Genomic DNA, 24,655 nt, shown 5'->3' with positions numbered 1-24,655 from the left:
GCAGGCGGCCACCTACGGGTGCTCGCCGGACCGGGTCATCTGGGCGTCGGGTTCCTCGGCGAGGATGGCGGCCAGTTCGGTGCGGCGGTTCACGCCCAGTTTGTCGTAGGCGCGTTGCAGGTGGTTGGAGACCGTGCGCGCGGAAAGCTGCAGCTCGGCGGCGATGGCCTTGGTGCTGCGGCCCGAGGCGGCGAGCAGCACGACCTCCCGCTCCCCCCGGGTCAGCACCGCGCGGCCGTGCAGCGGGAGCAGGGCGGGGGTGCGGGCACCCCGGCAGCGCTGGATCAGGCCGGCCGCGCGCCGGACCGCCCGGGCCCGGCGCTGCTCCCGGCCGGACCGCTGCCAGCACACCGCCGCGTCGCAGCCGCACTCGGCGGCGAGCAGGTCGGCGCCCATCTCCTCGAAGTCCCGGGACGTCGTCTCCAGCGCCTCGGCGTCCCCGTCCAGCAACGCCCGCGCGTGGCGGGCGCGGGCGAGGGCCAGCGAGCCGTCGATCAGCCCGCACAGCTCGGCCAGGCGGTCGGCCGCGTCGGCGGGGTGACCGATCCGGCACAGGTCGTGCAGGGCGGTCGACTCCATCACCCGGTCGTCGATCGAAGCGGCCAGCGCGGCGGTGCGGCGCAGCCGGGCCCGGGCCCGGCGCAGGTTCCCGTCGGCCACCGCCGCCCACGCCGAAGCCAGCTCGATGTCGGCGGCCATCAGCAGGTTGGTGGGCAGGTGCAGACCGGTGAGCGACGCGAGCATTTCCTTCGACCGCGGGTGGTCGCCGAGCGCGGCCAGGGCCGGCACCAGGTGGGCCAGACAGAACGCGGTGAACTGCGGCCGCCCCAGCCGTTCGAACAGCGCAACGGCCTCCCGGCCGTGCCGGGCCGCGCGGCCCAGGTGCCCCCGCTGGCCGAGCACCCGGCACAGCTGCCAGGCCCACCAGGCCTGCGCCTCCGTCGACCGCTCGGCCAGCGCCTGCCGGTACTGCTCGGTGGCGGTCCGCTCGGCCTCGGCCAGGCGCCCGGCGAAGGCATGGATCTCGCAGCTGTTGAACAGCTGCACCCACGGATGCCAGTCGAACGGGTACCACTGCGCCGGCTCGCTCAGGTGCTGGTGGGCCCGGTGGCCGCGCTCGCTGGCGGCCAGTGCCTGGTCGAGCCGGCCCAGCCGCCCCAGGCTGTACGCGGCCACCTGGCAGGCCCACACCAGCGCCGGGCCCTCCGCCGTCTCCAGCAGGGGCACCGCCGTCGCGGCGGCGGCCCGGGGACCGGTGGTGGCCAGCAGCAGCGCGGACCGCCGTCCGGCGATCTTGTGCCGCCACTCCGGGTCGGCCAGGCGGTCCTCCGCCTCGGTGGCGATGCGCACCGCGCGGTCCACATCGCCGAGATGGAACGCCGAGTTGTCGATCCGGCTGATCGCCACCCGGCCGAGCTGGTCGTCGGTGGCCGGGGCCAGACCCTCCAGCATCCGTTCCGCGTCGTGCGCCCGTCCCTGCAGGTTGGCGATCTGCGCGGCCAGGAACCGCGCCTCGAACCCGCCGCCGGTGACCAGCGCGTGGCCGACCAGCCGCTCGGCCAGCGCCAGGTCGTGCCGCCAGCGGGCCTGCACGGCCGCCTCCACCATCTGCTCGGGCCGGCCGCCGCCCCCGTCCAGTCGCCAGGTGGCCACGCGCAGGGTGTCCTCCCGCCGGCGCGCGCCGCACCCGTCGATCACCTCGGCCAGCCGGCGGGACACGTCGGCCACCCGCAGCGGGGGCATGCGGGCGCGCAGGACGTCACCGTAGATCGGGTGGCTCAGCCGCAGCTCCAGCCGCCGCCCGGCCGGCCGGCAGCTCAGCAGCGCCATTCGCTCCAGCCGTTCGGCCAGCCCCTGGTCGCCCAGCGCGGCCAGCTCCGCGCGGCCCAGCGGCTCCCCCACCGCCACGATCTCCATGAACGCGCGCTCGGCGTCCGAGAGGTCGGCGAGCCGGGCCTCGACCAGCTCAACCAGCCGGCTGGACGGCGCCAGCGGGCCGACCAGCCGCCACAGGTGCCCGTCCTGGCGCAGCGTCCCCTCGGCCCGCGCACCGAGCACCAGCTCGCGCAGGAACAGCGCGTTCCCCCGGCAGCGCCGGGCCAGCGCGGCGGTCACCGCCGGGTCGACCGGCCCGGCCAGCACGGAGCCGAGCAGGTCTCCGACCGCGGACTCGGTGAGTCCGGCCAGCTCGATCCGAGTCAGCACGGCGTCCTTCCACAACGCCACCACCGCGTCCGGTGCCGGCTCACCGGCCCGCACGGTCAGCAGCAGGAACACCGTGCCCGCCGTGGCCAGCTGATGGATCAGGGTGGCCGAGGCGTCGTCCAGCAGGTGCGCGTCGTCGACGTAGAGCACCAGCCGGTGGCCGCCGCCCCGGGCCGCGAGAGCCTCACTGACCCGGCGGAGCAACGCGGCCCGGTCCTTCGATGCGCCCTCGGTTGGCAGCAGCGCGGCGACGGCGCCGAACGGGATGGTCCGCGCGGCCCGGGTGGCGGTGACCCTCGCGGTCGGCCGGCCCAGCGACTCGGCCGCCCGCAGCGCCTCCGCCGCGAGCCGGGTCTTCCCGACCCCGGCGGCACCGGCCAGGACCACGCCGCGCCGGTCCGCGTCATCCAGGGCGCCGGTGAGAGCGGCGAGCTCGGACTCCCGTCCGATGATCGGCCACTCTGCCTCCATCCACGAATGGTGCCGCCTTCTCCACCCGGGCGGAAGACCAGCGGCTGCCAGGCGATATGAGTAATCGTTGCTCAGGCCGCCGGTTCGGGGTGCGGGCGATGCTGCCAGCCGTGATTACCGCGAGAGACGACCTCTTCCATCCCCGCTCGGACGACCCGTACTGGAACGAGAGCGCCTGGTTCGGGTTCCGTATCCCGGAGCGGCTGATCTCCGGCTGGGTGTACTTCTACCACCGGCCGAACATGAACTACACGGTGGCCGGTACGGCCCTCTGGGACCCGACCGGCGAACACGAGTGGGACTGCCTCTACTACGACTGGGGCGAGACCGTCGCGCTCGAGCCGGGGGCGGAGATGTTCGACTTCCGCTCGGCCAACGGCCTCACCGTGCGGTGCCTGGAGCCGCTGCGCTCCTTCGAGCTGTCCTACGCCAACGACGGCTGCAAGCTGGACCTGCGCTGGGACTCGTTCATGCCGAGCCATACCGATGGCTCGGCGAGGGAAAATACCCCGAGTTGTCGATCACTCGAAGATCCACACTAGTCGAACGCGGTGCCCCTAAGGTCGGAATGATCAGCGGGCCGGGTGGCCGGTTCCTGTGAGGCGATGAGCGCACCGACGAACACGGCCGCGCCGCCCAGGATGATCGCGCCGATGCCGGGCCCGACCCACAACCGGAACCCGTATTGCGGCGTGTTCGACCAGAGCAACGCGGCGTTGTAGGTGTCGAGTCCCAGCACGACGATGAGGAACCCGGGCAGCACCCCGAGATACTGCACCCCGACCGGCACAGCGGCAACCAGGCGGACCACGCCCCACCCGGCCACGATCAGGCCGGCCAAGACGTAGATCCCGCCGTCGGGGTGTTCAAAGCCGCTCCACGAGCGGTCGTATGCGCCTTTCACCACGGCCGAGGAGACCGTCCACGGCAGCATGACGCCGAAGAGGATGGACGCCCCACCGAGCAGCGTGCACCAAGCCCCGGCCCCGCCTTTGGCCGCGCGCAACGGGGGTAGCGGCGGAACGCCGGGAACGGGCGGGAGGTGTTCAGGGTGACCAGGTGGCGGGCCGTCCAGAGCGCTCATGGTGGCGGTCTCTCTGCTGGTTGGGACGGTGGGCGACTGGTTGTCGCATGTGAGCCGCGCTTGTTACGCCGCCGTACGGGTGGCCTGTATGGGCTGTTCGGGGGCTTTCTGGCCCGCTACCGGCCGTCGTTACCCCGCAGAGACCGCCGCGCGTCCGAACTGATGCATGCGCTGCTCCCGCTCAGTGGCCACTGACCGCGAACACCGCCGTCTCGGCACAGCGAACATGGACGCAGGGAAACGCCCGGTGACATCCCTTGCAGCGGCCCGGCGGCTGTTCGAGGTGCTCGGCCTCGGTGGCCACCAGCACGGCCGGGAACCGAGCGAGCAGGCCTGTGTAGGCCGTGACGTTCGGGGCGTTGCTCAGCACGCGGTCACTCCATGATCAATGTTGCCGAACGACGGTACGCGGGAACGGCCGCGCTCGCAGCGTCACGCCTTCCTGCCGTTGGCCCACACCCGCCGGTCATCCGAGATGTACCCGACTTCCTGCTTGCGGCCGTCCACGTAGAGGCTCACGGCCGTCCGGCGCCCCTGCTCATCGACGACGTAGCGGGTCACGGCGGCGGCGAGCACCCCCGGGTCAGTCGACAGCTCGGCGGCGTACTTCTCGGCCTTGCTCAGGGTGCTGCACAGCATCGCGGTCGCGCTGATCTCGTTCGCGCGGACGGCATGGACGCCGTAGATCTGCCCGTACTGCTCACGCGCCACGATGCACCGCCCGCACTCCGGGACACGGCCAAGACCAGGCGCACGCCGAGCACCGACCGTCGGCCCGGGGCACGTGATCTTCGAACACCGATCGGCCGTATCCCCACGTTGCACGCAGCAACGCCCACCAGTCGCCGAGGCTCACCCGGCCGAACGGTTCACGTGGCGGTCGGCACTTCGCGGGTCGGGATTCCCCCTGGTCAGCACGCACACCGACAAGTTCAGCGGGAGATATCAAGATCGGGAGTAGCCGCACTGTTGGCCAGGTGTTGGCCGCGGTGTTGGCCAGCTCGCGCGGTACTGTGTGCCCGCCGACGTTCGGATCGGGGGCAGCGATGACCAGCGGAATCGGCGCCGAGATTGCCGCTCGCCGGATCGCACGCGGGTGGTCCCAAGCCCAACTTGCCGCCCAACTGGCCGAGGTGTCCGGCTCGCCCACCCTGACCCGTCACGACATCAGCCGGTGGGAGCACGGCGCGCGGAAGCCCGGGTGGTGGCGGCCGTACCTCGATCAAGTTCTCGGAGAGCTGAACGGTCCCCGGGCGGCCGTCGAGATCGCGACGCATCCTGATGAGGTGAAGCGGCGAGAGTTCCTCAGCGCGGCCGGCGTGGTGGCGCTGAGCCCCACCGCGACCGACTTCGAGCCGCGCCACGTCGCGCCCGAGCTGGTCGACTACTTCACCACCCAACTGGCCGGCCACTACACGGCGGACATGCACCTCGGCCCCCATCTGCTGGTGCCCACCGTGACCACGCAGTACGACCTGTTGCGCCGGCTGGCCAGCGCCGCCGAGCGGCCCCTACGCAAGGAGCTGCACGGGGTTGCCGCCGCCTACGCCGCGATGCTCGGATGGCTGCACCAGGACGCCGGAGACCTGACCGCGTCGGACCGCTGGCGCACCGAAACGCTGGACCTGGCCCACCGCACCGGAGATGCCCAACTGATCGGCTACGCGCTGATCAACAAAGCCATGCTTGCTACCGACATGCGCGACGGCGCCACGGCCGTGGACCTGGCCGAGGGGGTGCTAGCCGACGAACGCGCGTTGGCGCCCAAGGTGCGCATCTTGGCCGCCGTGCAGGGGGCACACGGCTACTCGCTGCTCGGCGACTATCGGGCGAGTATGGACCTGCTGGACCGCGCGGAGGCACTCTCCAACGCGGTGGACGACGCATACACGTGGGGGAACGCAGTACGGCGGTCGAGCAACTACACGACGGTGCAGCGCGCAGCCTGCCTCGGACGGCTTGGCCGGAACGAGACCTCGTTGACCTTGTGGACCGAGGCTCTGCGCGACTCGCCCCCGACCACCCGACGCGACACCGGCGTGTACACCGCCCGCCGGGCCACCGTGCTGGCCAAGCTCTCCGAACGGGACGAGGCGATGACGGCCGCGCGCGACGCCGTGGCCTGCTACGTGGACACCGGATCGGCCCGGTTGCGGGACGAACTGAGCCGGCTGGCCGAGGTCGGCGCGTCGTGGTCGGGCACCCGGCAGAGTGGGCAGCTCCGCGAGATACTGGCGCCGCTGAACTGATCAACTCCGAAAGGATCTCCGGTGACCCTGCCGCCGCCGCTGTCCGCCGACGACGTAGCCGCCCAGCTCGCCCACCGGGAGGGGTGGACCGGAGACCCCGCGATGATCGAGAAATGGTTCGAGATCGGCTATCACGCCGGGGTGCGGCTGATCGTGGAGGTGGCGGCGGAAGGGAAGCGGGTCGGGCACCACGCGGACGCTGACCTACGGTTCGGCCGGGTGCGTTTCGGGATCACCACACACGACGTGGACAACCAGGTCACCGAGCTGGACTTCGACCTAGCGGACCGGATCGACCGCATCGCGGCCGATCACGGGGCTACCTCGGCGGGCTGAGATCAGTCTCTGGGCCGGGCTCGCCCGTTTCCTGGTCCGGCGGGCGCAATTCGTGAATTCCCCAGAAGACGATTGCGGCGACCAGACCGAGCATCGGCAGCCCTAGCGCTACCACGGCGCTCTGAACCGCGATGCCCAGTACGAACGTGACGGGCACGCTGATCAGCGAGCAGAGGACCGGCTTCGGCAGCTTGGCCAGCTTGGCCATGAATGACTCGCCGCTGGCCGGGCGCGTCGGGCCGGAGATCTGACCAGGCGGCGGCGCGGCCGGGGGTGGCCATGTCAGCGTCGGCACGTGCGGCGGTGGAACCGGCGTGCCGTAGGCGGGCGGAGCTGGGGCACCGTACCCAGGTGGCGGGGGCGCTCCGTACACCGTTGTGACCCGTTGCTGGTCCGACCGGTTCTGCGCGAGCGCGGAAATAACGATCCAGAAGGGCAGCCAGAGGCCGAACGTGAAGATCGTCAGTAGTAGGTGCAGGACGTGGTTCACCTTGTCCGGCGGATCGTTCGTGACCATGTACTGGACCGGCACCGGTTCCGGCGGCGGATAGTTGCTCGGCCATGGTGATCTAGGTGGGCCGGGTGGTGTCGTCATGGTGGGGCCTCCGAGGCAGCGGCGGGCCAGGCCTACGGCGGTTCGCCCAGCGCGAGCCCGGTGTTACACGCACGGCGAAGGAGACGCCCGGATGTTGCTGGGTTGTGACCGCGCGGCCCGCTAGCCACCTGGTAACGCAGGTCAGACCAGCTCCGAAGTACCGGTGCCGCGACCAACGCGCCGAGGAGAGCCCGCATGCACGACGTGCACGACGTGCACGACGTGCACGACGTGCACGACAACGAGCACTACCGCACGATCCTGAGGTTCCTCGACCGTGCTCAAGAGGTTGCGGACACCCCCAACATGTTGGAGCTGCGCGAGCTGGAAGAGGTGAAGGCAGCGCGCGATGCACTCGTAAAGCAGATCCCCGAGTTCGCCGAGGAGGCAGACCGCGAGGCACTGGCGGACATGATCGTTTCGCTCGACGAGTTCATTCAGAGACTGATGGACGAGGGGCTTCGGTTCGAGTGGCCCGACGCACTCTGATCGGGCGAGACGCCGGCCGCCGGGGTCGTTCGTTGAACCGGGTGCGGCTCAACCGTCCGGGAGACACCCCTCAGAGCCGCGACGGGACCGCCGTCCGGGCCGGATGCATCGGTCTGGGCGGCGGCCCGCCTAGTAACGCGGGTAAGCACGGGGCCACCTGAGCAACGGGGGTCACAGTGGCTCCGAAGGTATCGGTGCCCCATCAGCCACCAGAGGGAAGCCCCTGTGACCTCTCCGTTGCCGTCCCCGCCGCCCGCTGCGCCCTCACCAACGCCATCCGTGCCGGCTTCACCCATCCCCGGTCCGGTTGCCGGCACCACCGCGACGACCACGCCGCCCGCTCCCCGCCCAGTCCAGACAGCGCCTGACCGAGCGGCCAGAGATCAACAACGGGAGCTGCGCCCTGTGTCCAACGCTGGACAACAGGTGCTCCAGGAGGTGTGCGAGAGGCTGCGGCGCGGTCCGCTCGGGGCGCTGCGGGCCGAGGCGGTCAAGATCGTGGTCGACTGGATCCAGCGGTTCATCGTGTTCCGGGACACCGAGCGCAACTGCGTGGACCGCAGCACCTTCACGATCAAGCGCTGCTTCCTGGAGGCCAACCGCCGGCTGACCGAACGCGGCCTGGTGGAGACCGATCGCGACTTCTGGTTCCTCACCGTGGACGAGCTGTGGACCCTGCTGGAGACCGGCACGGCCACCCGGCTCACCCGGGCCAAGATCACCGCCCGGATGCGGGACTGGGACCGGTTCCACGCCAAGGAGGTGCAGATGCCGATGTACCTGCACAAGGGCCAGCCGGTCGACCTGGACCAGGCCGAGGACGACGGCGCCCAGGACGGCGTGCTGCGGGGCTCGGGGACCAGCTCCGGGGTGGTCACCGGCGCCGCGTGCGTGGTCAGGTCGCTGGCCGAGCTGGGCCGGCTGCGCAAGGGCCAGATCCTGGTGTGCAACTCCACCGACCCCGGATGGGCCGCCGCGTTCAACATCATCTCCGGCATCGTCACCGAGACCGGCGGCCCGCTCGCCCACGCCGCGTGCCTGGCCCGGGAGTACGGCATGCCGTCGGCCCAGGTGCGCAACGCGGTCACGCTCATCCCGGACGGCGCCACTATCACGGTGGACGGCGTCACCGGCCGGGTCACCATCGACGAACCGGCCTGATGGCTCACGGACGGATGTCCTGCTCGGCCAGCCAGCGGAACGTCTCCCGGTAGAAGTCGGGCGCGGCCAGCGTGACGTTGATCGAGTGGCTGGAGCCCGGCACCACGTACCGGGTGTACAGGCCCTTCCGGTAGTAGTTGGCCTCGTCGCGGGCCTGCGGGTCGGTGTTGCAGTCCTGGGTCGTCGGGCACCAGATGAGGTCGTGCTGGCCGATCGCGTACAGCACCGGGACCCGGATGTTCCTGGTGATCGAGTGGTTGTAGGAGTCGGCGGTGATGCCGGTCAGCTCCGTCGGGCTGAGGGTGTCCTTGAGCCGTTCCTCGTAGGCCTCGATCTTGGGGTCGTACTTAGCGGGTGCGACAAACGTCTTCGCCCGGTTGCCCGGCAGCGTGGTCAGGTAGCCCGGCGGGTAGCCCCGGCCGAGGAACTTGGGGTCGATGTCGGCGGGATAGAACTTGTCCGCGACCTGCGCGATTCCCTTCGGCGCGAAGTTGTGCCCGACGCCGGTGACGATTACGGCATCCACGTCGTGGAACTCCGACGCGGCATGCTGCGCGGTGAGTCCGCCCATCGAGTGGCCGTTCAGGACGACTTTCCGGAACTTCGGCCCGACTTCGCCGGAACGCAGGGCCTGGACGAGTTGGTGGGTGACGAATCCGGCGACATTGAAGTCGAGGGTCAGCGGGTTCGGGTGGTCCGAATGTCCGTAGCCGAGCCGGTCGATGTTCAGCGTGGCAAATCCGGCTTTCGTCGCGGCGTCGACGTACGAGTACTTCCCGGGCTGATAGGGCCAGTCCCAGTACGCGTGGTTGTAGCTGCCGCCGTGAATCAGAATCTGCACCGGGGTGTCGGCGGAAAGCTCGCCGCGATGGCAGAGCTGCCCGAACACGCGCTGGTTCGCCGGCGCCGAGGCGAACTGGCGAACCCGGAACCAGATGTTCTTACAGTCGGCCCCACTCGGCGATTCCGCGGGTTCCGCACTGACCACCACGCCCTCGGCGACGTCGTCCAGCCCGATGTCGACCGCCGTCGCGCTGCCCACCGTCACCGCGGCCAGGGCAACCGCCAGCCCGCTCGCCAGCCCGATCAGCCGTCTCATCGCTCCTCCTCGCTGAGTGCTCTTGCCGTGGAGAACGAGCCACATGAGCAGAAGTCGCGACATCACCGACAAATTTCCGACACCCGTGTCACAGCGCCGCCACCAGCGGATAGTCAGGCTCCGGGAGCTAGGCCGGGTCGGGAGGCGAGGGTTGCTCGGCGGTGCGCATGGCCGACTCGAGGTGGGCCAGGTCTTCCTTGAGCAGCTGGAGAGCGGGCCAGGGGCCGGGGGCGACGGTCCGGTCGTCGGCGCGGCGGATGCCGGTCATCGCCATGTCGACCAACACGTCGGCCATGTTCTCCGGGGCGCCGTCGGCTTCCAGGCGGTACCACCAGGCGACCCAGTTGGCCATTCCCAGCATGCCCAGTGCGACCGTCCGGGCCGGCAGCGGGCGCAGTTTCCCGGCGGCGATCGCGTCCTCGATGAGGCCGGTCAACAGGGCCAGGACCCGCCGGCGGGCCTGCCGGTGCAGTTCCGCGATTTCCGCCGGCAGATCCGGTTCACTGCGGTCCAGCAGCCGGAACCGGGTGGTGTTTCCGGCGTTGTTGATGACGATTCCGCGCAGCGCCAGCTCTATTCGGGCGTCCTCGGCCAGATCGGTGCGCGCCTTGGCGTCCTCCAGGATTTCCACGACGCGTTCCAGAACGTCCCGCACCAGCGCGGTCAGCAGTTCTTCCTTGTTGCTGACGTAATGGTAGAGAGCCGGTCGGCTGATACCCATCGCGTCGGCGATGTCCTGGAAGCTGGTATTGGCGAATCCCTGCCGCGCGAACAGGCGCGCCGAGCATTCGAGCAGCTCGTTCGACACGATCCGCCGACGCGCCTGACCCCGCGCGGGGGCGCCGTCACCCTGGGCCGCTGGCCGTTCTTCCACCGTCATCCCGCTCATCGTAGATCGCCGCCCTGGTTCACCCGATCGGACCTTGTGACATTGATGTCGATATTTTGACATGTATGTTGCAACTTGAGGAGGAGCGATGCCCGCACCAACCAACCACCGGACCGTCGTCGCCCTGGGGTTCGCCGCGATCGTGTTCGACGGGTACGACCTGATCGTCTACGGCTCGGCGGTGCCCGCGCTGATGGCCGACCCCGGGTGGCGGCTGAGCGCGCCGCAGGTCGGCGCGATCGGCAGCTACGCCCTGCTGGGCATGTTCGTCGGCGCCATCGCCGCCGGCGCCCTGACCGACCGGTTCGGCCGCCGCCGGATGTTCCTGGCCACGCTGGCCTGGTTCTCGGTGATGATGCTGGCGGTCGCGGCCGCGCCCTCCCCCGAGCTGCTCGGGTTGGCCCGCTTCCTGGCCGGCCTCGGCTTCGGCGGCATAGCGCCGATCGCCATCGCGCTGGTGGTGGAGTCGGCGCCGGCGCCGAGGCGCAACCTGCTCAACGCGGTCATGCTGTGCGGTTTCCCGGTCGGCGGGGTGCTCGCCGCGCTGGCCGGCATCGCGCTGCTGGAGTCGGCGGGCTTCCGGGCGCTGTTCGCCCTCGGCGCGCTGCCGCTGGTCACCCTGCTCCCGCTGGCCGCGTGGCTGCTGCCCGAGTCGCCGGGTTTCGCCCGGGAACCCGGCGTGCGCGATCCGGGGCTCACCCGGGGCCGGGCCGGCGTGGCCCTCGGGCTGTTCGCGCTGGCCAACGTGGCCGGGTTCCTGCTGGTCTACGGCTTGAACACCTGGCTGCCGCAGCTGATGCGGCAGGCCGGCTACGCGTTGGGTTCGGCGATCGCCTTCCTGCTGGTGTTCAACCTCGGCGCGATCGCCGGCGGGCTGGCCGGCTCGGCGGTCGCGGACCGGTACGGCGGGCGGGTGGCCGCCACCTCGGCGTTCGCCGTCGGCGCCACGTCGATCGGGCTGCTCTCCCAGCCGTTGCCCCCGGTGCTGCTCTACCTGCTGATCGCGGTGGCCGGCGCGGCCTCCGTCGGCACCCAGATCGTCGTCTTCGGCTACGTCGCGCTGCACTACCCGGGCCGGAACCGGGCCACCGCGCTCGGCGTCAGCACCGGGATCGGCCGGCTCGGCGCGGTCGCCGGCCCGCTGCTCGGCGGCTACCTGATCGGTGCCGGGCTGGGCCTCGGCTGGAACTTCGCCGCGTTCGCCGCCGTCGCGGTGCTCGGCGCACTGGCCGCCGGCGCCGTCCCGCCCCGGACCGCCGCGCCCCGCCCGGCCGAGGGCCTTGCCGCCAGCGGGACCATGCAGTGAGGAGCGCACCGATGCTGGCCGAGACGATCACCGACCTTCCCGACTTCGCCCCGGACCGCGCCGCCGCCTACCGCCGCCGGGGCCTGTGGGGCGAGCGCACGGTCGGCGACGAGCTGCGGCACGCCGCCGCCCGCTTCGCCGACCGCCCGGCACTGATCACCCCGACCACCCGGCTGACCTACCGCGAGCTGGACCGCCGCACCGACGCCTTCGCAGCCGGCCTGCTCGCCGTCACCCCGTTGCGCCCCGGGGACCGGCTGATGTTCTCCGCCGGGAACATCGCGGAGACCGTGATCGCCTACTACGGGGCGGTCAAGGCCGGGGTGGTCCCGGTCTGCACGCTGCCCATGCACGGACATCGGGAGATCGGGCTGCTGGCCGAGCACGTCGGCGCCACCGGCCACCTGGTGCAGGCCGACTTCGCCGGCCAGGACCTGCCGTCGGTGGCCGCCGCGGTCGGCCTCGAGACCGTCATCTCGATAGGCGGTGAGCTGGACCGGGCGATCGGTTTCGAAGAGCTGCTGGCGGCGGGCTCGCGGGACCCGGTCGCCGTCGATCCGGATGGAGTGGTCGCCTTCCAGCTGTCGGGCGGCACCACCGGCCTGCCCAAGGTCGCCCCGCGCCGGCACCGCGAGTACGTGCACAACTCGGCCGCTTGGGCGGACGCGCTGGACATTGACAAGGAATCGGTGGTGCTGCACGCGCTGCCGATCATGCACAACGCGGGCATCGCCGCCGCCCTGCAGCCGGCGCACTGGCGCGGCGCGGCGTTCGTGCTGGCCCCGGGCGCGGACGCGGCAACGATCACCGACACCGTGCGCCGGGAGTCGGTCACCTGCATCCCGCTGGTCCCGCCGGCCGTGGTCATCCGGCTGCTGGACCACGCGGCCGCCACCGGCGAGGGCCTTCGCGGGGTGCGACGCATGTGCGTCGGCGGGCAGAAGCTGCCGCTGGAGGTCGCCGTGCGCATCGAGCCCGAGCTGGGCGTGCCGTGCAACCAGATGTTCGGCATGGCGGAGGGCATGTTCCTGGGCACCCCGGCCGAGGCGCCGGAGCGGGTCCGGCTGCACACGGTCGGCGTGCCGGTCTCCCCCGCCGACGAGGTGCGCGTGCTCGAGGTCGGCGGGGAGAACCAGGTCCCGGACGGCCAGCTGGGCGAGCTCGCCTGCCGGGGCCCGTACACGATCCCCGGCTACTACCGCGCGGCGGCGCACAACGCGGCCACGTTCACCGCCGACGGCTTCTACCGCACCGGTGACCTGGCGGTGTGCCGCCCGGTGGACGGCCGGCGCTACTACTCCATCGAGGGCCGCATCAAGGACGTCATCAACCGGGGTGCGGAGAAGATCCACTCCGAGGAGGTCGAGGAGATCATCGTGCGCCATCCCGACGTGCACAACGCCGCCCTGGTCGGCATGCCCGACCCGGTACTCGGCGAACGCGCCTGCGCATTCCTGATCATGGAATCCGGCGCCGCCCCGCTCACCGTGGCCTCGCTGGGCGAGTTCCTGCGCGGGCAGGGACTGGCGAAGTACAAGTGGCCGGAACGGGTGGAGCTGGTGGAGGCGTTTCCGCTGACCAACGTCGGGAAAGTGGCCAAGAAGGAGCTGCGCGAGCGGGTGGCGGCCCGATGAAGGTGCGCAAGGCGGCGGTGGTGGGCGGCGGCCCGGGCGGGCTGTACGCGGCGCGGCTGATGCGGCTGGCCGACCCGGGGCTCGAGGTGGTCGTGCACGAGCAGGGACTGCCGGAGACCACGTTCGGGTTCGGCGTCGCGCTGGGCGCGCGCACCCAGCGCAACCTGGAGGCCGCCGACCCGGACAGCCTGCGCGACATCCTGGCCGCCTCCTATCCGCACGACATGAGCATGCGCGTGGGTGACCGGGTCGCCCGGGTGCCCGGCGGGCGGTTGGTGGCGATCGCCCGCACCGAGCTGCTGGCGGTGCTCGGCCGGCACGCGGAGAAGGCCGGCGTGGAGCTCCGGCACGGGGAGCGGGTCGACCCCGCCGACCTGGACGCCGACGTCGTGGTGGTGGCCGACGGGGTGAGCAGCGCGACCCGGACCGGCGGAGCGGACGCGTTCGGGGCGAGCGTGGAGGTCGGCCGGGGCCTGTTCCTGTGGGCCGGCACCGATTTCGCGCTGGACGAGGCCATGTTCGCCCCCGCCACCACCGAGCACGGCACCTTCGTGGCGCACGCCTACCCCTACGCGCCGGACCGCAGCACCTTCCTGGTCGAGGCGGACGAGGGCACGTGGCGGCGGGCCGGCTTCGACCGGACCACCGACGAGACCCCCTCGGACGCCTCCGACGAGACCGCCCTGGCCTACCTGTCGGACGCGTTCGCCCAGCGGCTGCGCGGCCACCGGCTGATCGGCAACCGCACCCGCTGGCAGCGCTTCCGCACGGTGACCTGCGCACGCTGGTCGGACGGCAACCGGGTGCTGCTCGGCGACGCAGCGCACACCGCGCACTACTCGGTCGGCTCGGGCACCAAGCTGGCCATGGAGGACGCCATCGCGCTGTGCGAGGCGCTGGCCGCCGCACCGGACCGGGACGCCGCCTTCGCCGGCTACCAGCGGAGGCGCAAGCCCGAGGTGGCGCGGATGCAGGCGCTGGCCCGGCGCAGCCAGCGCTGGTGGGACTCCTTCCCCGCCCGTACCCACCTCCCGGTGGAGCAGCTGACCGTGGCCTACATGAGCCGGGCGGGCAACGTCCCGCTGGCCCGCTTCGCCGCGAGTACGCCCGGCGTGGTGCGCGCCGGGCTGGCCCAGTACTCGGGCGAGCCGCCGGAGCGGGTGGACCTGGCCGACCCGGACGCCTGGGTGTCCGCCCGGCCGTGGGCCGGGTTCCCCAGCCGGGTCGTGCACCGAGGGATGCTGACCGACTTCACCGAGGTCACCAACGTCCCGGCCGATCCGTGGTGCGCCGAGGCGGACGAGCTGGTCCGGCGGCTGACCCGGGCCGGGCGCGCGGCCTGGGTCACCGGCCCGGCCGACCGGGGTGACCTGCTCACCCGCCTGGAGTTCGCCGAGCGGCTGCGCCTGGCCGGGTTGCCAATGGTGATCGCCGAGGGGCCGGCCGAGCTTTTCCCCGATCTCACCGCCGGGCTCGCCGCCGGGCGCACCGACCTCATCGCCATCCAGAACCGACCGTGACCGAGCAGAGAGGAACCACCGTGGAACACCTCGCCCTCGGCGTCGACCACGCCGCCTTCCCCACCTTCGACCCCGCCGGGACCGTGCGCTTCTACCGCGACGTGCTCGGGTTCCCGGTGGTGCACTCGATCTGCGCCGCCGGCTGGGGCCGGGAACGGCACCCGGACTTCGTGCACTTCTTCTTCGACATCGGCAACGACGACCGGATCGCCTTCTTCTACTACTTCGGCCTCGAGCCGGTGCACCGCCAGCCCCAGGGCGACGTGTACGCCGGCTTCGGCCCCGAGGTCCCCGGCTACTTCGTGGACTCCCGGCACCTGGCCATCCACGTCGAGGGCGAGGACCACCTGCTGGAGTACCGCCGCCGGCTGGACGCCAGCGACTGGCCGGTGGAGATGCAGGTCAAGCACGAGACCATCGAGTCGATCTACACGCACGACCCGAACGGCTACATGGTGGAGATCACCCGGGCGATGCGCCCGGTGACCCCGCAGGAGGACCTGGACGCCGAGCTGACCGTGGACGCCCTGGTCGAGGTGGCCGGCGGCCCGGAGCCGAGCCTGGCCAAGCTGCTCACCCGCAAGGCGGAGCTGATCGTGCAACGCGCGGCGGAGTGGGACGCTCGGCGCACCCAGGAGGCCCGGTCGTGACCACGCTGTTCGTGCTGGACGTCCCGGAGAACCTGGCCGTGCCCAAGGTGGCCGCCGAGGACCCGGCGGTGCGGGTCGACCGGCTCGGCCCCTACTTCGTGATCAGCGCGCCGGGGACGATCACCGTGGACCGGCGGGCCACCGGATGCCGGCACGCCGTCTGGTACAGCTGCATCGCCGGGCTCACCGACGCCCGGGTGGCCCAGCACGACAAGGACGCGCTGCGGGTCGTGCCGGCATGACCCGCGCGCAGACCCGGCTCGGCGCCGGCCGCCACCAGCGCGGAGAGCCGCTGCCGGACGCCACCCGCACCGACCTCTACCAGCTCGACACGGCGGACGGCGCCACCGTGACCGGCGCGCTGCGCACCGTGCCGGGCGCCGGGACGGTGGTGTGCATCATGCACCCGCGCCAGGACCAGACCCACCATCCGCTGGTGCCGCTGATCCTGCGCGCCGGCTGCGCGGTCTGGACGCAGACCTCCCGATCGGTGAACAACGACGTCAACCTGGTGCACGAGCAGGCCCTGCTGGACGCCGCCGCCGGCCTCTGCCACCTGCGCGACCTGGGCTTCGACCGGCTGGTCACCCTCGGGCACTCCGGTGGCGGCGCGCTGTACGCGTACTACCACGAGCAGGCCGGGCTGCCGCCGGGCGAACGGGTGGCCAGCACGCCGGCCGGCCGACCGACCGGACTGGCCGACGCGGCGCTGCCGGTGCCGGACGGCGCGGTGTTCCTCGCCCCGCACCCGGGCCAGGGGCAGCTGCTGCTGCACTGCATCGACCCGTCGGTGGCCGACGAGGCCGACCCGCTGTCCCGCATCCCGGAGCTGGACCCGTTCGACCCGGCGAACGGCTTCGCCGAGCCGCCGGCGAGCTCGCGGTACGGCCCCGACTTCCTGGCCCGCTACCGGGCCGCCCAGCGCGACCGGGTGACCCGGATCGACGCGCACGCACGGGAACTGGCGGCGGAGACGTCGGCCGCCCGCCGGCAGGCCAAGAGCAGCGGCGACCCCCGGGACCGCCGCGCCGCCCTGGCTCCTCGGTTGATCACGGTGTACCGCACCGACGCCGACCCGAGGACCGTGGACCTCTCGCTCGACCCCAACGAGCGGCCGTACGGCTCACTGTTCGGCCGCCGGCCGGACCTGATCAACTACGGGCTGGTCGGGTTCGGCCGGCTGACCACGCCGGACGCCTGGCTTTCCACCTGGTCCGGGCTCAGCTCGAACGCCGGCTTCACGCGCGCCGCGCCCGGGGTACGCGCGCCGACGCTGTTCCTCGAGCTGACCGGGGACCAGGCCGCGTTCCCGGCCGACAGCCGGGTCATGATCGACGCGCTGGGCGCGGCCGACCTCACCGTGCGCCGGGTCCGGGGCACCCACTTCGGCGGACCGATTGCCCCCGGCGAACCCCCGGGCGCCGAGCTGGCCGGACGACACCTCACCGAGTGGCTGTCCGAGCGGTTCCCCACCGCCCGTTAGAGCCCCGGCCGAGGTGGGCTGAATGATCGCCGCTGGTCGTCGAGCGCTGGCTCAGTCCGGTGTTTCCTTGATCAAAACCGGACCCAGCGCGCGCTCGGCGGGGCGAGCAGGCGAGGCGCGTGCGGCCGCTCGTAGACTCCGGGCAATGACCTGGCACGTGTACGTCAGCTACCTGGTTGTCGTGGTTGTCGTGGTGTTGGTCCCCGGCCCGGACACCATGGTCACGCTCCGGCACGCCATGGTCGGCGGTGCACGGCGCGGGGCGTTGGCGATCCTGGGCATCGGAACCGCGAGCGTCCTGCAGGGCAGCGCGGCCGCCGTCGGGCTCGGCACGCTCGTCGTCGGCTCCCAGCCACTGTTCACGGCGGTGCGCTGGATCGGCGCGGCCTACCTGTGCTTCCTCGGCGTGCAGGCGCTGCGCAGCGCGCGCCGGGGCGACTACCACCGGCTGGACGGGATCGGGGACCGCCCGGGAGCGAGGTCCCGGGCCTACGCCGAGGGCTTCCTGTGCAACATCACCAACCCGAAGGTGCTGGTGATGTACCTGTCGGTGCTACCGCAGTTCCTCCAGCCGGGCGTCACCTCGACCGCGGACGCCCTGCTGCTGGCCTACACCGTCGCGGGGCTGGGCTCGGCGTGGTTGCTGGCCCTCACCCTGTTCGTGCACCGCACCCACGGCTGGCTCACCCGCCGCCGGGTGCGCCGCGCGATGGACACGGTCACCGGCACCGCGCTGCTGGGCTTCGGCGCCCGGCTCGCCGTCGAGTAGGTCCAGCAGCGGCAGGACCCGGCGGCCCAGCAGGTCAATGCCTCGGGCGTCGTCCAGGCCGTGCGGGGTGCCGAACTCCACCCGGGACACGCCGGCGTCGACCAGCTTCCGCACCTGCCCGGCCACGTCCTCCGGGGTGCCGGCGAAGGCGAACCGGTCGAGCAGCTCGTCCGGGACGAGTGCGCCCGCGCCGGCGTGGTCGTGCGCGGCCACCCGCCGGTTGACCTCGTCGAGCAGAGCGGGCGGCACGGTCACGGTCGGGTCCAGCCCGGCGACGACGCCCAGGTACATGGCCACCTCGGCGCGCGCCCTGGCCCGCGCGGCGGCCCGGTCCTCGTCCACCACGGTGACCGCGCCGACCACCAGGCCGACGTCCTCCGCGCGACGGCCGGCCGCGGCAGCGCCGACCGCGATCCGGTCCCGCAGCACGCCGACCATGGCCGGGTTCGCGGTGCCGCCCACCTTCAGCTCGCCGGCCACCCGGCCGGCCATCGCGGCCATCCCCGGCCCCCACGCCCCGACCAGCACCGGCACCTCGGCCCGGCGCACGGGATAGCGCAGCCGCACACCCGGCTCGAGCCGGAACACCTCGCCGGCGTATCCGCGCGCATCCCCGGCGAGCAACGAACGGACCATCTCGATGGCCTCGCGCACCGCACGCACCGGCCGCGCCCGCCGCAGGCCCAGCGCGTCCAGCCAGGACCCGGCCGCCAGGCCGAGGTAGGCGCGCCCGTCGGAGGCGTGGTCCAGCGCGGCGAGTTGGCCGGCGATCTCGTAGGGGTGCAGGGTGAACGGGTTCCAGCAGGCGGCGCCCAGCCGCACCCGCCGGGTCGCCCCGGCCATCTCCAGCAGCGGCACGATCGGCGGCTGGAACATCAGGTCCCCGTACACGCTGAGCACGTCGAACCCGTGGCCCTCGGCCAGCGCCGCCAGCCGGGCGTAGTCGCCGGGTCGCTTGTCCCCCTGCAGGCCCAGGCCGATCTCGGTCACGTCAGGTCCTCGGTGCGCAGCCGGCACAGGCCCAGCCGCTCGATCCGCATGACCAGGCGTTCCTCCGGGTCCGGGCAGCACACCAGCGAGTCCTGCTCCAGCCAGTCGCCCGGTTCCAGTCGCCGCTGCTTGGCGGCCAGCAGCGGCAGCACAGCGGCCAGCGCGTACACGCAGAAGTGCCGGCCCTCCGGTATCCGCAGCTGGGCGCTGTTCACCAGGTCGAAGTGGTCGCCGACCCGCATGCCGCACACCGAGCGGCCCTCGATCCGCTCGACCACCACCCGCAGGTCGTACAGCACGGTCTCGCTCATCGCGCCTCCTCCCGCTCCTGGGCGGCGACCGGGACGCCCACCGCGACGGCGGCCTCCCCCGGCGGCCGGGTGACCAGGCTGACCGCCACCGTGACCACCGCGTCGATGCCCATCGCGATCAGCCCCGGTTCCCAGTTGGGCAGCGCGGCCGACCAGAAGCCGGTGGCGAACGGGGCGAGCAGCGCGACGAACCCGGCCACGATGCCGGCCAGCACGCCGATCGCCGTGGTCCGCCGCCAGAGGAAGGCCAGGAACACCCCGGGCGCCAGCATGCCGATCGCCGCGTAGGCGTAGAGCAGGATCCGCACCAGCGACGAGTCGTCACGCAGGGTCAGCCAGACCGCCACCCCGGCCAGCGCCACCATGGCCAGCCGCGACGCGGCCACCGCGCCCCGGTCGGTCAGCCCCGGCCGCAGCGGGCGCAGCACGTTGCGGGCGAACGTGGACCCCATCGTGATCAGCAGCACCGAGCCGGGGGCCATCGCCAGCAGGAAACAGGTGCCGGCGAACACCCCCACCACCCACGCCGGGTAGGACTGGCTGACCAGCTGGACCAGTGCGCCGTTGGCGTTCTCCTCGGTCGGCCGCACCCCGCCGAGCAGCGCGGCGAACCCGAGCAGCACGATGAAGAAGTAGGACAGCGAGTACAGCGGCTGCCAGACCGCGTTGCGCCGGATCGCGGTGGCCGATCGGGCACTGAACGACACCTGGAACAGGTGCGGGAACACCCAGTTGCCCAGGGCCACGTTCAGCGCCGAGGTCATCAGCCAGACCGTGTCGGTGTGGGCCTCCGGTTGCAGCCCGGGCAGCCAGCCGATGCCCGGGTGGCGCTCCTCGGCCAGGCGGAACACATCCAGCATGGAGGCCGCGCCGACCCGGGCGGCGACCGTCACCGCCAGGCCGACCACCAGCACCACCACCAGCACGTCCTTCACCGCCGCCGAGAACACCGCCGAGCGCAGGCCCACGGTCATCACGAAGGCCAGCATCAGCACCGCGCCCAGCGCGACCGCGCCCCACTCGGGCAGCGCGCCGCCCAGGGCCACGTCCACGATCAGGCGCAGGCTGACCAGCTGGATCTGCACGTAGACCACCAGCGCCGCGATGCCGACCACGCCGGTGACCACGCCCAGCCACGGCGCGTCGTAGCGGGCGGCGAAGAAGTCCGGCTGGGTGATCAGGTCGTGCCGGCGGCCGGCCCGCCAGATCTTCGGCATCAGCCAGTAGCCCAGGGCGTAGCTCAGGGACACCGAGGTGAAGGCCAGGTAGGCCGGTGCGCCCATGGCGAACGCGTAACCGGAGATGCCGAGCAGCGCGAAGATCGTGTAGACCTCGCCGGCGTTCATGAACCAGAACAGCAGCGGGCCGAACCGGCGGCCGCCGACCGCCCAGTTCACCATCGTCGGCCGCGCGCCCGCCCGGCGCCCGTAGCCGATCGCGCCGACCGCCGTGGCCAGCACGATGGCCACCGCGATGCCCAGCGCCATCAGCGCTCGTCCTCGTCGAGGGCGCCGGCGGCGCGATCCAGCCGGAACACCACCCCGATCAGCACCGAGGTGAGCAGCACGCCGGCCATCTGCCAGAGCATCGGGAACGGGATGTGCAGCGGCGCCGCACTGACCCGGTTGACCAGCGGCACCGCGGCCACCTGCCAGACGAACGGCACCACCAGCAGCCACCGGTGGGTGAGAGAGCGTCGGCGGGACGGGGGTGTGGCCATCACGGCTCCCGGTTCTCGGCATGTGCACTGTGAATGCACGAAACGGGACCGTACGTTCGCCGATCGACCGACGTCAAGCTTGTGACTAGTGGGGAACCGGCCTAGCCTCGTGCAGTACTACTGCAAGGAAGGGCATCGATGATCGGCGACCAACTGCGCGCGCTGCGCACCCGGCGCGGGCTGAGCCTGCGCGCGCTGGCCGCCGAGACCGGGCTGTCCGCGACCCTGCTCAGCCAGGTCGAGCGCGGGGTCACCGAGCCCAGCCTGTCCACCCTGCGCCGGCTGGCCGGCGCGTTCGGCGAGTCGGTGGCCTCGCTGTTCGAGGACGAGTCCGCGCCCCAGGTGTGGATCAGCCGGCCCGGCGAGCGGTCCGTCCTGCGCGGCCCGAAGGGCCGGATCGGCTACGAGCGGCTCACCCCCGGCAACGGCCAGCTGGAGGTGCTGCGCGCGGTGCTCGAGCCGGGCGAGGCGATCAGCGAGGAACCGTGGAGCCACGCCTCGCTGGAGTGCGCGTTCGTGCTGGCCGGCGCGCTGACCGTGGAACTGGACGGCCGGCCCCGCACGGTGTGCACCGGCGAGGCGATCACCTTCGACTCCCGGCTCGCGCACCGCTACGTCAACCGGTCCGCCGACCGCGCCGAGTTCCTCGTCTCCGTGACTCCCCCATCCCCGTGACCGGGAGGTCCGCCGTGCCAACCTCGAGCCGCAACGCCCGGCCGGTCGAGCCCGGCGTGCACCGCAACCTGCCGGCCGACCAGACCTACGCCGGCTACCTGCGGCTGGACCAGCTGCTCGGCGCGCAGCGCCCGCTGAGCCGCCCGGAGCACCACGACGAGCTGCTGTTCATCGTGCAGCACCAGACCACCGAGCTGTGGTTCAAACTGATCATCCACGAGCTGCGGCACGCCATGGCGGCCATCGGGCGGGACGACCTCGGGCCCGCGCTCAAGGCGCTGGCCCGGGTGAAGGCGGTGCAGCGCCAGCTGTTCGAGCAGTGGTCGGTGCTGGAGACCCTCACGCCCACCGAGTACGTACAGTTCCGGGACGTGCTGGGGCCGGCGTCCGGGTTCCAGTCGGTGCAGTACCGGACGGTGGAGTTCCTGCTCGGCAACAAGAACGGGGACATGATCGACGTATTCGGCGCGGACTCGCCCTCGGCCGGCGAGCTGCGCGCCGCGCTGGCCGCGCCCAGCCTGTACGACGAGTTCCTCCGCCACCTGGCTCGCGCCGGCTACCCGGTGCCGGCCGCGCTGGTCGACCGCGACGTCACCGAGGCGCACGAGTTCTGCCCCGAACTGGTGGCGGTGTTCCGGGAGATCTACCGCAACCCGGCCGGCAACTGGCCGGCCTACGAGACCTGCGAGGTGCTGGTGGACGTGGAGGAGAGCTTCCAGCTGTGGCGGTTCCGCCACCTGAAGACCGTCGAGCGGATCATCGGCGGCAAGCGCGGCACCGGCGGTTCCAGCGGCGTCGGCTTCCTGCGTTCCGCGCTGGACCTGACGTTCTTCCCCGAGATCCTGGCCGTGCGCACCGAGCTGACGTGATGTCCGTTCCCGACGAGATTCGGCTGCTGGACGAACGGGACCCGCTGCGCGACTTCCGGGACCGGTTCGTGGCGCCGGACGACGAGAACCTGGTCGCCTACCTGGACGGCAACTCCCTCGGCCGGCCGCCGAGGGCCACCGCCGACGCGCTGGCCGGCCTGGTCACCGACGGCTGGGGCAGCCGGCTGATCCGGTCGTGGAGCGAGGGCTGGATGGACTGGCCGCTGACCATCGGCGACCGGCTGGCCGAGGCCACGCTGGGCGCGGCCGAGGGGCAGACCGCGGTGGCCGACTCCACCACGGTCTGCCTGTACAAGCTGCTGCGCGGCGCGGCGGCGATGCGCCCGGGCCGGGACGAGATCGTCGGCGACCGGCAGAACTTCCCCACCGACGGCTACGTGGTGCAGGCGGTGGCCGACGAGCTGGGCCTGACCGTGCGCTGGATCGAGTCCGACCCGGCCGGCGGGGTCACCCCCGAGCAGGTGGGCGAGGTGCTGACCGAGCGCACCGCCGTGGTCACGCTGTCCCACACCGCCTACCGCTCCGCCTACCTCACCGACCTGCCGGCCATCACCGAGCTGGCCCACCGGGCCGGCGCGCTCACCGTGTGGGACCTGTGCCACAGCGTCGGGTCGGTGCCGCTGGCGCTGGACGAGTGGGGGGTGGACTTCGCCGCCGGCTGCACCTACAAGTTCCTCAACGCCGGCCCGGGCGCCCCCGCGTTCATGTACGTGCGCGGCGAGCACCTGGACCGGTTCGCCCAGCCGATCTGGGGCTGGATGGGCCACCGGCGCCCCTTCGACATGGCGCCGGGCTACCAGCCCGCGCCCGGCATGCGCCGCCTGCTCTCCGGCACCCCGCCGATCACCGGGCTGGTCGGCGTGGCCGAGGGGGTGGCGCTGGTCGCCGAGGCGGGCATCGAGCGCATCCGGGCCAAGGCGGTCGAGCTGACCGAACTGGTGGTGCGGTTGACCGACCAGTGGCTGGCCCCGCACGGCGTCCGGCTGGCCTCCCCCCGCGATCCGGGCCGGCGCGGCGCGCACGTCACCGTCACCCACCCGGATGGCCCGGCGCTGTCCGAGCGGCTGATCGCCGCCGGCGTGATCATCGACCACCGGGCCCCGGACGCCATCCGCGTCGGCCTGTCCCCGCTCACCACCAGCTTCAGCGAGGCCTACCGGGCGATGGCGGTGTTCCGTGATCTGGTCCGGCACGCTCGGCGGTGCGGGTGATGTTGCGGGCCATGCCGCCGAAAACCACGGCGTGGAACGGGGCCACGCTCCACCAGTACAGGTGCCCGGCCAGCCCGCGCGGCACGAAGATCGCCCGCTGGCGGTAGGTCGCCCGGCCGCCGTCCTCCTCCTGGATGCCCAGTTCCAGCCAGGCCAGGCCGGGCACCTTCATCTCGGCGCGCAGGCGCAGCAGCGTGCGGGGTTCCAGGCGCCCGCCCAGGTAGCCGGTCGCCCCGGCCACCAGGCACATCGGTGGTTCGTCGTGCACCCGTCCTCCTTCAGCCGCACGGCACGGATACCGCCGTCCCGCGCCGGTAAACGCCATGACCGGCCGTCGGGCACCGCGCGGAGCCGACCGAAAGCCCCGCGCCCGCTCAACGGGTGATCCCGATCAGGGCGATCAGCAGCGCCGCCGCCGATCTGGGTGATCGTCGTTCATGGCGGATCAGCGTCGATATTCGAGGCGGAACCACCACCGCCGGCGATCAAGCCCCGATCGACCCAAAAAATGGGTGCAGAGCTCGACGGAAAACGCAAATCGTAGAACACGAAAGTGTTAGAAATTTGCCCGTTGCCCACAGTTGAACAATTTCGTCAAGCGCGATCCTGATTACAAAACAGACCCCTGAACTGCTGATATGGTGAATTAAACGCACCCCGGAAATGCCTCTGCCCATTTCCGGCGATACCCCATGACCTTTTCCTGGAAGAGGAACCCGGCAATGCAGGATACGGAGCTGGCACCGAGCCGTGCCCCTTTCCCGGAGGCGCCCGACCGGCCGCCGGAGGCACCCCGCCCGGCACGGCCCGCCGAAAGCGGCGGCTGGCTGGTGGCGGTGCTGGTACTGGTGGTCGGGAACTTCATGGCGGTACTCGACGTGACGATCGTCAACGTCGCGGTGCCGTCCATCCAGAAGG

26 protein-coding genes and 2 pseudogenes are annotated in these 24,655 nt (G+C 72.1%); 16 read left to right on the top strand and 12 right to left on the bottom strand.

All coding sequences use genetic code 11. From position 1 onward, the window contains the following. Positions 1-12: 12 nt before the first annotated feature. Positions 13-2,676 (bottom strand): LuxR C-terminal-related transcriptional regulator, encoded by a 2,664-nt coding sequence (locus ABEB12_RS41110; protein ID WP_185065715.1) that lies wholly within the window; start codon positions 2,674-2,676, stop codon positions 13-15. Between the two features lie 110 nt (positions 2,677-2,786). Between ABEB12_RS41110 and ABEB12_RS41105 the strand changes: the two genes are divergently transcribed. Beyond that, positions 2,787-3,218, top strand: coding sequence for a hypothetical protein (locus tag ABEB12_RS41105; RefSeq protein ID WP_185065714.1), 432 nt, complete (start codon positions 2,787-2,789; stop codon positions 3,216-3,218). Here ABEB12_RS41105 and ABEB12_RS41100 read toward each other — a convergent pair. The 3 genes from ABEB12_RS41100 to ABEB12_RS41090 all read right to left on the bottom strand — a co-directional run bounded on the left by ABEB12_RS41100 (position 3,215) and on the right by ABEB12_RS41090 (position 4,471). Next, entirely contained in the window at positions 3,215-3,760 is a 546-nt protein-coding gene (locus ABEB12_RS41100) for a hypothetical protein (RefSeq protein ID WP_185065713.1), read from the bottom strand. The genes ABEB12_RS41105 and ABEB12_RS41100 overlap by 4 nt on opposite strands. A gap of 181 nt (positions 3,761-3,941) precedes the next feature. Continuing rightward, positions 3,942-4,130 carry a hypothetical protein gene (locus ABEB12_RS41095; RefSeq protein WP_185065712.1) on the bottom strand — a complete coding sequence of 63 codons (189 nt, stop codon included), beginning with the start codon at positions 4,128-4,130 and terminating at the stop codon, positions 3,942-3,944. A gap of 62 nt (positions 4,131-4,192) precedes the next feature. Beyond that, the gene (locus tag ABEB12_RS41090) at positions 4,193-4,471 is read right to left on the bottom strand and encodes a hypothetical protein (protein ID WP_185065711.1); all 279 of its coding nucleotides are present in this window, start codon (positions 4,469-4,471) and stop codon (positions 4,193-4,195) included. A 335-nt stretch (positions 4,472-4,806) separates the two neighbouring features. On the opposite strand from ABEB12_RS41090, the gene ABEB12_RS41085 reads away from it, so the two are divergent. Continuing rightward, entirely contained in the window at positions 4,807-6,009 is a 1,203-nt protein-coding gene (locus ABEB12_RS41085) for a helix-turn-helix domain-containing protein (protein ID WP_185065710.1), read from the top strand. Positions 6,010-6,030: 21 nt separating this feature from the next. Next, positions 6,031-6,345, top strand: coding sequence for a 4a-hydroxytetrahydrobiopterin dehydratase (locus ABEB12_RS41080; RefSeq protein ID WP_185065709.1), 315 nt, complete (start codon positions 6,031-6,033; stop codon positions 6,343-6,345). Here ABEB12_RS41080 and ABEB12_RS41075 read toward each other — a convergent pair. After that, entirely contained in the window at positions 6,329-6,877 is a 549-nt protein-coding gene (locus ABEB12_RS41075) for a hypothetical protein (RefSeq protein WP_345703591.1), read from the bottom strand. The genes ABEB12_RS41080 and ABEB12_RS41075 overlap by 17 nt on opposite strands. A 258-nt stretch (positions 6,878-7,135) precedes the next feature. On the opposite strand from ABEB12_RS41075, the gene ABEB12_RS41070 reads away from it, so the two are divergent. Beyond that, positions 7,136-7,429, top strand: a complete 294-nt coding sequence (locus ABEB12_RS41070) for a hypothetical protein (protein ID WP_185065708.1) — start codon at positions 7,136-7,138, stop codon at positions 7,427-7,429. A 405-nt stretch (positions 7,430-7,834) separates the two neighbouring features. Then, the gene (locus tag ABEB12_RS41065; RefSeq protein ID WP_185065707.1) at positions 7,835-8,590 is read left to right on the top strand and encodes a PEP-utilizing enzyme; all 756 of its coding nucleotides are present in this window, start codon (positions 7,835-7,837) and stop codon (positions 8,588-8,590) included. Positions 8,591-8,594: 4 nt separating this feature from the next. On the opposite strand, the gene ABEB12_RS41060 is transcribed toward ABEB12_RS41065, so the two are convergent. Both ABEB12_RS41060 and ABEB12_RS41055 read right to left on the bottom strand, forming a co-directional pair. Beyond that, positions 8,595-9,689, bottom strand: a complete 1,095-nt coding sequence (locus ABEB12_RS41060) for an alpha/beta fold hydrolase (RefSeq protein WP_221498789.1) — start codon at positions 9,687-9,689, stop codon at positions 8,595-8,597. Positions 9,690-9,816: 127 nt separating this feature from the next. Further along, complete coding sequence (locus ABEB12_RS41055; protein ID WP_185065706.1) at positions 9,817-10,569, bottom strand: TetR family transcriptional regulator; 753 nt, start codon at positions 10,567-10,569, stop codon at positions 9,817-9,819. Between the two features lie 97 nt (positions 10,570-10,666). On the opposite strand from ABEB12_RS41055, the gene ABEB12_RS41050 reads away from it, so the two are divergent. From ABEB12_RS41050 to ABEB12_RS41020, 7 genes are all read left to right on the top strand, one after another. After that, positions 10,667-11,884, top strand: a complete 1,218-nt coding sequence (locus ABEB12_RS41050) for an MFS transporter (protein WP_185065705.1) — start codon at positions 10,667-10,669, stop codon at positions 11,882-11,884. 11 nt (positions 11,885-11,895) lie between these two features. Next, positions 11,896-13,518: an AMP-binding protein gene (locus tag ABEB12_RS41045; protein ID WP_185065704.1), complete on the top strand. Its 1,623-nt coding sequence runs from the start codon at positions 11,896-11,898 to the stop codon at positions 13,516-13,518. Further along, positions 13,515-15,038, top strand: a complete 1,524-nt coding sequence (locus ABEB12_RS41040) for an FAD-dependent monooxygenase (RefSeq protein WP_185065703.1) — start codon at positions 13,515-13,517, stop codon at positions 15,036-15,038. Before ABEB12_RS41045 ends, ABEB12_RS41040 begins: the two co-directional genes overlap by 4 nt. Beyond that, positions 15,035-15,688 (top strand): VOC family protein, encoded by a 654-nt coding sequence (locus ABEB12_RS41035; RefSeq protein ID WP_345703590.1) that lies wholly within the window; start codon positions 15,035-15,037, stop codon positions 15,686-15,688. The genes ABEB12_RS41040 and ABEB12_RS41035 overlap by 4 nt, the downstream gene beginning before the upstream one ends. Continuing rightward, complete coding sequence (locus ABEB12_RS41030; protein ID WP_185065702.1) at positions 15,685-15,930, top strand: hypothetical protein; 246 nt, start codon at positions 15,685-15,687, stop codon at positions 15,928-15,930. The genes ABEB12_RS41035 and ABEB12_RS41030 overlap by 4 nt, the downstream gene beginning before the upstream one ends. Further along, positions 15,927-17,171: an alpha/beta hydrolase gene (locus ABEB12_RS41025; protein WP_185065701.1), complete on the top strand. Its 1,245-nt coding sequence runs from the start codon at positions 15,927-15,929 to the stop codon at positions 17,169-17,171. Before ABEB12_RS41030 ends, ABEB12_RS41025 begins: the two co-directional genes overlap by 4 nt. 145 nt (positions 17,172-17,316) lie before the next feature. Continuing rightward, entirely contained in the window at positions 17,317-17,940 is a 624-nt protein-coding gene (locus ABEB12_RS41020) for a LysE family transporter (RefSeq protein ID WP_185065700.1), read from the top strand. Between the two features lie 96 nt (positions 17,941-18,036). Here ABEB12_RS41020 and ABEB12_RS41015 read toward each other — a convergent pair. From ABEB12_RS41015 to ABEB12_RS41000, 4 genes and pseudogenes are all read right to left on the bottom strand, one after another. Further along, positions 18,037-18,930 (bottom strand): annotated as a pseudogene (locus ABEB12_RS41015) (LLM class flavin-dependent oxidoreductase); the annotation flags it as partial. Continuing rightward, a complete protein-coding gene (locus ABEB12_RS41010) occupies positions 18,927-19,241 on the bottom strand; it encodes a TIGR04076 family protein (RefSeq protein WP_185065699.1) in 315 nt (104 codons plus the stop codon). The pseudogene ABEB12_RS41015 and the gene ABEB12_RS41010, both read right to left, overlap by 4 nt. Further along, entirely contained in the window at positions 19,238-20,728 is a 1,491-nt protein-coding gene (locus tag ABEB12_RS41005; protein ID WP_185065698.1) for a sodium:solute symporter family transporter, read from the bottom strand. Before ABEB12_RS41005 ends, ABEB12_RS41010 begins: the two co-directional genes overlap by 4 nt. Next, complete coding sequence (locus ABEB12_RS41000) at positions 20,728-20,961, bottom strand: DUF3311 domain-containing protein (protein WP_185065697.1); 234 nt, start codon at positions 20,959-20,961, stop codon at positions 20,728-20,730. The genes ABEB12_RS41005 and ABEB12_RS41000 overlap by 1 nt, the downstream gene beginning before the upstream one ends. A 138-nt stretch (positions 20,962-21,099) precedes the next feature. Between ABEB12_RS41000 and ABEB12_RS40995 the strand changes: the two genes are divergently transcribed. Genes ABEB12_RS40995 through kynU form a run of 3 tightly spaced genes read left to right on the top strand, consistent with a single transcriptional unit; the run spans position 21,100 to position 23,737 of the window. Further along, complete coding sequence (locus ABEB12_RS40995) at positions 21,100-21,636, top strand: cupin domain-containing protein (protein ID WP_185065696.1); 537 nt, start codon at positions 21,100-21,102, stop codon at positions 21,634-21,636. A gap of 14 nt (positions 21,637-21,650) precedes the next feature. Then, positions 21,651-22,505, top strand: coding sequence for a tryptophan 2,3-dioxygenase (locus ABEB12_RS40990; RefSeq protein WP_345703589.1), 855 nt, complete (start codon positions 21,651-21,653; stop codon positions 22,503-22,505). After that, on the top strand, positions 22,505-23,737 hold the full coding sequence (kynU, locus tag ABEB12_RS40985; RefSeq protein WP_185065694.1) for a kynureninase: 1,233 nt from the start codon (positions 22,505-22,507) through the stop codon (positions 23,735-23,737). The genes ABEB12_RS40990 and kynU overlap by 1 nt, the downstream gene beginning before the upstream one ends. On the opposite strand, the gene ABEB12_RS40980 is transcribed toward kynU, so the two are convergent. Further along, complete coding sequence (locus ABEB12_RS40980) at positions 23,670-24,005, bottom strand: DUF2867 domain-containing protein (RefSeq protein ID WP_425572322.1); 336 nt, start codon at positions 24,003-24,005, stop codon at positions 23,670-23,672. The two genes, kynU and ABEB12_RS40980, sit on opposite strands and share 68 nt — an antisense overlap. A 454-nt stretch (positions 24,006-24,459) precedes the next feature. Here ABEB12_RS40980 and ABEB12_RS40975 point away from each other — a divergent pair. Further along, positions 24,460-24,655: pseudogene (locus tag ABEB12_RS40975) on the top strand (DHA2 family efflux MFS transporter permease subunit); the annotation flags it as partial.

It is taken from the genome of Actinospineispora eucalypti (genome assembly GCF_039543365.1).
GTDB classification, from domain to species: domain Bacteria; phylum Actinomycetota; class Actinomycetes; order Mycobacteriales; family Pseudonocardiaceae; genus Pseudonocardia; species Pseudonocardia eucalypti.
This window is presented reverse-complemented; position numbering and strand designations above follow the sequence as displayed.